We start from the raw sequence: 7,844 nt of genomic DNA, 5'->3' as shown, positions 1-7,844 counted from the left end.
TTGTTTACATATAACGGAAATTATAAAAATGAAGCAAAAAAAGACTTTTAAAAAGACAATGAAAACCTATGTGGGATGTTTAATGGCATTTTTTTTGTTTTATATTCTACAAAGATTGACTTGGATAATAAAAACAACTTATTGGAGTCAATTTTCGATAAAACAATGGATTGAAAGTATGACTTTGGTTGGATATTTTACAGGTCATGGAGATGTCATTAATGGCACCACGTGGTTTTTAATTCCTTTGTTTTTATTTTATCTAGTAAGAATAGGATATGCATGGATTTATGAAAAAATAAAACCAGAGTATAACTTTTTATTTTTAGAATTATTTGTATTATTGATAATGTTTTTATTAAAGGGGTTTCATCTTTCGGTTTCCTCAACGTTAGTGTTCGTTTACATGCCTCTGATGGGAATGATTTTAGGAGAAATCTTTCGAAAAGAACGGCGAATTTCAATTTTTAATGGGAGTTTATTGCTGATTGTAAATTATGTGCTTATGGTGATATGGTTTTGGGTATTTGCCAGAGAGTATCATGATACATATTGTTATTTTGTATCATTTAGATACTCTCTTTTTAATTATAATATTTGCAATTTTTAAAGAACAATTCAAAAAGAGTCAGATGATAGATTTTTGCTGTAAGATCAGTTTGTCGGTGTATTTGATGCATATGACATTTGGAAGATTTTTATTGTCGTTTTTTTCATATATAAGCATTCCGTTTTCATTGTCATTTGTTATAACTATAGCTGTGATTTTCTTGATTTCGTATATACATATGAATATATTAAGTCGGATTATAAGATAAAATTCAGAATGAGAATTTATAGCAATGAAACAAAAAAAAGAATTTATATTTTAAATATGGAGTGAGTTTACTGGCAGCACTGGTAATCTCGCTCTTCTTTTCGTATACGATTTTTAATGATATATTTGCTAGTCCTGTAAAAGAAGCAAGGCTGACGATTACAGCAACAGCCGAGCGAAATATCAAATCAGGTGGATCAGATATAAGGATTGTCCGAATTCTTCTGGATGGAGAGGAAGTCCCCTTTGATTCAATAGAAAAGCAGGGAGATTGGAAGCATGCAGATGGTGTCTGGATGGTGGTCAATCCGGACAGCCCGGCTACGCTTTCTTATACAGCAGAAAATGTGAAAGAGCTTCAGGTGGATTTCCAGATGCATGATGGCTCTGGTGTGGCAGAAGTTTGGTCTAATGATAAGAGAATCAGCCGCACAGATTTGTATTCTTCTGGGTGGGAGTCTTACTATTTGCGGAAAACAATCGGCAGAGTTTCTATTTTTAATAATCTAGTGATGTTTGACGGAGTATTCCTGATAACACTGTTTTGTTTGGCAGGGATGGAACAGTTGATTGTGAATTTAAGAAAAACGATCGGAATCAAAAAGGTAGTAGCATTTTTTATTGGATTTTATGCTGTCTTATATGTTATTTCCTGTTATTTTCACATCTTGGATTTAGGAATTCGATGTAGCTTGACATTATTAGTCATATCGGCGGTTGGAGCAAATGTGCATGAATGGCATGAGAAGCGAGACAGTGACAAAAAGATTTATCAGATAGTGACAGATGGCGTGTGGCTGATTCTGTCATCTGTTATTTTATTGTACATGGTCGAACTGGTGGAACAGAACCTGGCGAATATTGGCGCAGAATATATTTTTGGAAATATCGTGATTTATCTTCTGCTTCTGCTGATTGCATATATGTTGGTTCGAAGTGTTTTTTATTCGGTATCGGCGGTCATGTTTGTCATGTACATATTTTCTGTAGCAAATTCGTTTGTGCGTTCGTTTCGTGGTTCGCCTATCGTGCCGGGAGATTTTCTTGCGGTGGGGACGGCTAAAAATGTGTTCATGAATTACCACTACAGTGTGACGGGACCGATGCTTCTGGCATTGTGGCTTCTGATAGCGTTTCTTGTATTGACTTTTTATTTTTATGGAAGAGAAAAACGTGTTTTTTCGTGTGTTTTAGTGTGGTCGCTTCCGTCTGTATGTCTGCTTAGTTTTATGATGGGTGGAACTTTATTTGCCCCGGATATGGATTTTTGGAACCAAAATATAAACATTCAGAGGTATGGGATTGCTCTTAGCTTCATTTCGGATATCCGCCATATGAAACTGGAAGAGCCAGCGGGATATTCGTCAAAAGATTCGGAAGAGATGATTTCGAAATTTGTAGAAACGGAAGATGAGAAGGAACAGAATTGTCCGAATGTGATCGCGATTATGAATGAGAGTTTTTCGGATCTCAGTGTGATTTTCCCGGAATTGGATAATGAAGTGTATATGTCGAATTTTAATTCTTTATCGGGAAATGTAGTAAAAGGTTATATGCAGGTATATCCGATCGGAGGTGGAACGGCAAATACAGAGTATGAATTTCTGACAGGAAATTCGATGGCATTTCTTCAAGGATCGATTCCGTATCAGCAGTATATCACACGGAATGGCACGTATTCGATTGCACAGATTTTGAAAATCAGAGGGTATCATACTACGGCAATTCATCCATACGATAAGAGAGGATATAATCGCGCTCAGGTGTATCCCAAAATTGGCTTTGAAACGTTTCTGGATGTGTCTGATTTTGAAAATGCAGAGCTGATTCGAGATCGTTATATTTCGGATCGGGATTCTTATAAAAAGGTAATCGAAGAGTTTGAAAAAATCCGTCAAAGTGGACAGCCGGCGTTTATTTTTAATGTGACGATGCAGAATCACAGCGGATATGACGCAGGATGTTTTACAGAGAATGCAGTCCGGATTCCGGGGCATGAGGGAGAATTTCCAAATGCAGAAGAGTATCTGACATTGATTCGTGAGTCAGATGCGGCGATTCCGATGTTGATTGATTATTTTAGCAAGATAGAAGATCCAACGGTGATCGTATTCTTTGGGGATCATCAGCCGATGGTGGAAGAAAGTTTCTATGAGACGTTAGCAGGAAAGCCGCTGACGGAGTGGACACTTGCGGAAGCGCAGAGCCGCTATATTGTCCCATTTTTTATCTGGGCGAATTATGAGATCGATGCGGAGGAAAATGTATTTACCAGTGCGAATTTTCTCTCGGAACTGATGTTTGAAAAGGCGGGGATAAAATTGCTTCCGTATCAGGAGTTTTTGAAGGAAGTGAGAGAGGAGATCCCTGCGATGGATGGTGGTGCATGGCGCGATAAGGATGGCACCTGGGAAGTGCTGGACACCAGCCAGCCGATTTTGGAGGAGTACTGGAGATTGCAGTACCGGAACATGTTTGACAAGAAGGTTCACTATTAAGTCTGGGGGTGTCTGAATGGAGAGACAGGAAATGGAAGGAAAGCAGCGCGGGAAGGTGCTTCTGGTCACCCACGTCAGCGGCTTCGTTCCGCAGTTTGAGATGAACAACGTCCGGATTTTACAGAGCATGGGATATGAAGTTCATTATGCTTCGAATTTTAATACGCCGTCTTATGGGACGGATAATCACAGGCTGGATGGAACCGGGATTGTCCGGCATCCGATTGATTTTGTGCGGAGTCCGTTTGACAAGCGGAATTTTCAGGTGTATCGTCAGATGGTTGAGCTGATGCGCAGGGAAGATTTTTCGCTGGTGCACTGCCACACGCCGATGGGAGGGGTGATGGCGCGTCTGGCGGCACATGTGACGGGGACAGGCCCGGTGATTTATACGGCCCATGGATTCCATTTTTTTAAAGGGGCGTCATGGAAGAACTGGCTGTTTTATTATCCGATGGAAAAGTTTTTATCGAGGTATACGGATCAGCAGATCTGTATTAACCGGGAGGATTATGAACTGGCGAAGCGGAAATTCCATGCGAAGTATGTAGATTATGTGCCGGGAGTGGGGATAGATCATTCTCAATTTCGCCTTCCTGGGGATAAGGAAAGGCAGATGAAGAGAGAAAGCCTGGGGGTGCGGTCGGATCAGGTGGTGCTTCTGACATCCGGAGAGATGATACCCAGGAAGAATCAGGAAGTTTTGTTTCGGATGCTGGCCAGGATGAGGGATGAGATGGATCATGGTGTTTATGAAAAGCTTCATCTGCTCTTGTGCGGACATGGGGAATTGAATGAGCATCTTCATGAGTTGGCGGACAGGCTTGGAATTGCCGATCATATATCGTTTTTAGGATACCGGGAAGATATGCTGGAGATCTTTGGAGCTTCGGATATCTTCCTTTTTCCATCCTTTCAGGAGGGATTGCCTAGGGCGATGCTGGAGCCATGGCAAGTGGCCTTCCGGTGATTTGTTCGGAGATCCGGGGCAATACGGATCTGATGGGAGATAGATGGACCGAGTCAGAAAATCAGAGAATGAAGCTATGCCCGGGCGGAATCATGCTGAATCATCTTCAGGATGCGGATGTCTGGGCGGAAGCTCTTCGGGATATGCTTTCTAGGAGGAGCAGCTGGAAAGAGATGGGAGAAGCCTGTATCATGCGAAGTAGGGAGTTTGGCCTAGATGTGGTGGAAAAGAAGATGAGGGAGATCTATGGACGTTTTGCAGAAATGGAATAGAAGTATACCGGATGGAAATGAGACGGCAGCGGCGGTCTTATTTTTTTTGCTTTTTATATTTTTGAAACAATTTTATTTATTCCCTTCAGGGGGGATGGAGGCGGCGGATGTGTGTCTGTTCGCCTCTTTTTTTATGCTGTTATGTGACTGTATGAGAAGAAGACCGGAGCGGCTCTTGCAGCTGAAGACCGAAAGCCTGTTTTATGTGTTTCTGGCCTCTGTTTTGATGATTAATGCATATTATGGAATTCGCCTGGGACGTGGTGAATTTTTTAAGTATACCTGCTTTTGGATCTTCAATGCCTGTGCTATCTGGAGTTTCTGCTATCTGACGGAATATGGCGGAAAAGCTTTTTTGACCGGGATTAATCGTGTGGTAAAAGTGAATATCGGAGTGCAGCTGCTGATATATCTGTCGGGTCATGGACGCATATTTCGTGAGTACTGGGGAGCGGTTCGCTATCAGGGAACCTTTAATGATCCGAACCAACTGGCATTTTTCCTGTTTATGATGATATTGCTTTTGTATCTGTACCGGTGCCGGTTTGGGGATCGGAGCTTTCCTATGTTCTATGTGCTGGCCTTGCCGGTGATCGCAGCATCGAAGTCTACGGGAATCTTATTGGGAGTTTTTGTATTTACTATTTTGGCTGTTTTGTATGGGCTATATCAAATTGGATGCAAAAAGGGTGTATCAGTGAAGGTATGGATCTTGGGAATCTGTATGGGAGTGCTTATATTTGGTTTGTTTTTATGGTGGATATGGCCTGCAGCGGATTTTGATGTGAAGACGGTGGATTATAATATGCTGACACGGATTCAAGAGAAGATATGGAAGGTTGCTCATGGTGGCCTGTTGGGACTTTTTCTGGATCGTGGAATGGAGAAGCTGGTACTGTACCCTCAGTATCTTTTGTATGGAGCTGGAGAGGGCGGTTTTGACCGATTTACATTGGCAAGTCAGGTGAATGAGATTCATTGCTGCCTGTTCAGTGTGATGTTTTGCTATGGTTTAATTCCGACTAGTTGTTTGTTGTCTGGCTTGGACGCAAGCTGCGACGCATAGATGCGGCTATGACCTGCGCTGTGATTGGACTTCTGGCGGAGAGTTTTTTCCTTGTGAATTACCGGCAGCCGATGTTTTGGATGATACTCTTGTATGGGAGTGTGGCAGGCGGATGTAGAGGCGGGGACGTATGAAAAAAATGAAACATATAATTAGTTGTAAAATTTCTGGAAGTTCACATTAGCAATAAACTTAAAATAACTCAAAAACTTTACTTTTAACATTAGCTAAGTTAAAATGAAAGAAATTGAGTTAAGGAGGAATGGAAAATATGCTTACAAGCGTATTCGGGATTTCTATAAAATATGAAGCATGGAATCATCAGGATTCTTTGCCTGTTTATATTGCAGGAAGTTATAATTTTCACACAGCATATATTGGAAACAGACGCTGTATAATGCTTACTCCGACAGAAGAACTTGCCACACTTCCGGCATTGAAAAAACAGATTACAAAAATACAGCAGATTGATAATGTACCAGTCGTATTTGAACTTGCGTCGGTATCTAATTATCGAAGAAAAAGCCTTATAGAAAATAATATACCGTTTATTACTGATAAGCAGGTCTTTCTTCCTTTCATCGGGACAATGCTTTCTGATGAGAAAGAACCCCAAAAGCTGACAGGTAAGTTTGTTTGCTCAACACAGCAGTTGTTTTTGTTTTATCTGTATAGTAAGAAAAAACGATTGTATATTTCAGAAGCCGGAAAAGTGCTTCCATTTACAGCGATGACCTTGACCAGAGCAGTAAAGCAGTTGGAAGCGACGGATTTGTTTCTTGTAGCAAAAGACGGTGTCAACAAGTTTATTGAGTCAAAATATAACAGAGATGAATTATTTGAAAAAGCAAAAGTATATTTGACAACACCTGTCCGCAAAGCAGGATATATAGATAAGACGCAAGTTACAGAAAATATGGTCTTTGCAGGGGGAACGGCACTTTCTGAAAAAACAATGCTAAATCCAAGCCGAGTTGCTACCTATGCAATCAGTGAGAAGGATTATGATAAAACTTTGCTGACCGATGAATTGATAGACCCGGATAAGCAGGTAAGACTTGAATTATGGGCATACAACCCGAAACAATTTTCAGAGGATAACAGTGCTGACGATATTTCCATTGTTTTATCTTTTGGAGATACAAACGATGAGAGAATTGAAGAAGCAGTAGATGAATTGCAGGAAAGAAGGTTGAAGGAGTAATGGTCAGCGGATTTACAAAATTTAAGGAAAGATTTCAGGGTTTTGAAAATCAATATGTTATCATCGGCGGGACAGCTTGTGATTTGATTATGGAAAATGAAGAATTACCGTTTCGTGCTACAAAAGATGTAGATATTGTATTGATTGTCGAATCCATAACAGCGGAGTTCGGTAGGCAGTTCTGGGAGTATGTCAAGGAAGCAGGATATGAGCATTTGAATAAAAGTACCGGAAATACACAGTTTTATCGTTTCACATCTCCGAAAAGCAAAGAATATCCATATATGATAGAAATATTTTCCAGAAATCCGGATTTTGTTATATTGGAAGATGATGCAGTTCTCACACCGCTTCCGATAGACGATGAAATCTCCAGCTTGTCGGCAATCCTTTTAAATGAAGCGTATTATGAATTGCTAAAAACCGGACAATTGATGGTTGATGGCATTCCGGTATTAAGTCCGACTTGTCTGATACCATTTAAGGCGAAAGCGTGGCTGGATTTAAAGAAACGCAAGCTGAATGGAGAGCAGGTTGACAGCAAAAATATAAAGAAACATAAAAATGATGTGTTCCGATTAGCACAGTTAATCACAGCCAATACAAGGCAAGTTCTCAGTCCGGAAATAGCAGAGGATATGAAAAAGTTCTTATCTGAAATAGCTGATGAAACAGTGGATTTAAAGTCCTTGGGTATAAGAGGAACAGATAAGAAGAAAATGACAGATATGTTGTACCAGTGTTATGGGTTGAAGGATAATACATAGTAAAAGTGTTCTTGAAGATTTTGGACTCGCCCTGAGAGGGGAGGGTGCGGACATTTTCTTGGACAGGTTAAACAGCCAATCCAAGTCTACGTCTGTACTCCATAGGACTCATGTATCCTAATGGAGTATTAATAAGGTATTGTGTCCAAATTGAGAGTTTGTTTTGGGGAATGCTTGAAGCTGACGGGATATTCTTGTTTAAATTGTCGTTGTATGTTATAAATAAATCACAAGTATAACAACACGTAAC

The 7,844-nt window shown here is 40.4% G+C and carries 7 protein-coding genes; all 7 read left to right on the top strand.

Annotated features, from left to right (window positions below; all coding sequences use genetic code 11):
* Positions 1–610 (top strand): hypothetical protein (locus tag DWX76_RS01470; protein ID WP_207664887.1); only part of this gene is annotated, 610 nt, incomplete at its 5' end.
* A gap of 899 nt (positions 611–1,509) precedes the next feature.
* On the top strand, positions 1,510–3,315 hold the full coding sequence (locus tag DWX76_RS01465; protein WP_182429707.1) for an LTA synthase family protein: 1,806 nt from the start codon (positions 1,510–1,512) through the stop codon (positions 3,313–3,315).
* Between the two features lie 16 nt (positions 3,316–3,331).
* Complete coding sequence (locus DWX76_RS01460) at positions 3,332–4,285, top strand: glycosyltransferase (protein WP_118569990.1); 954 nt, start codon at positions 3,332–3,334, stop codon at positions 4,283–4,285.
* The gene (locus DWX76_RS01455) at positions 4,264–4,557 is read left to right on the top strand and encodes a glycosyltransferase (RefSeq protein WP_118569989.1); all 294 of its coding nucleotides are present in this window, start codon (positions 4,264–4,266) and stop codon (positions 4,555–4,557) included. The genes DWX76_RS01460 and DWX76_RS01455 overlap by 22 nt, the downstream gene beginning before the upstream one ends.
* A 373-nt stretch (positions 4,558–4,930) precedes the next feature.
* A complete protein-coding gene (locus tag DWX76_RS13800) occupies positions 4,931–5,623 on the top strand; it encodes a hypothetical protein (protein ID WP_147353824.1) in 693 nt (230 codons plus the stop codon).
* Between the two features lie 271 nt (positions 5,624–5,894).
* Positions 5,895–6,827 carry a MarR family transcriptional regulator gene (locus DWX76_RS01445; protein WP_118570001.1) on the top strand — a complete coding sequence of 311 codons (933 nt, stop codon included), beginning with the start codon at positions 5,895–5,897 and terminating at the stop codon, positions 6,825–6,827.
* A complete protein-coding gene (locus tag DWX76_RS01440; protein WP_118493614.1) occupies positions 6,827–7,594 on the top strand; it encodes a hypothetical protein in 768 nt (255 codons plus the stop codon). The genes DWX76_RS01445 and DWX76_RS01440 overlap by 1 nt, the downstream gene beginning before the upstream one ends.
* Positions 7,595–7,844 lie beyond the last annotated feature (250 nt).

It is taken from the genome of Clostridium sp. AF21-20LB (assembly GCF_003478795.1).
In the GTDB taxonomy this organism is placed as follows: Bacteria; Bacillota; Clostridia; order Lachnospirales; family Lachnospiraceae; genus Otoolea; species Otoolea fessa.
Note: the sequence above shows the minus strand (reverse complement) of the source record. Positions and strands in the feature narration are given on the sequence as shown.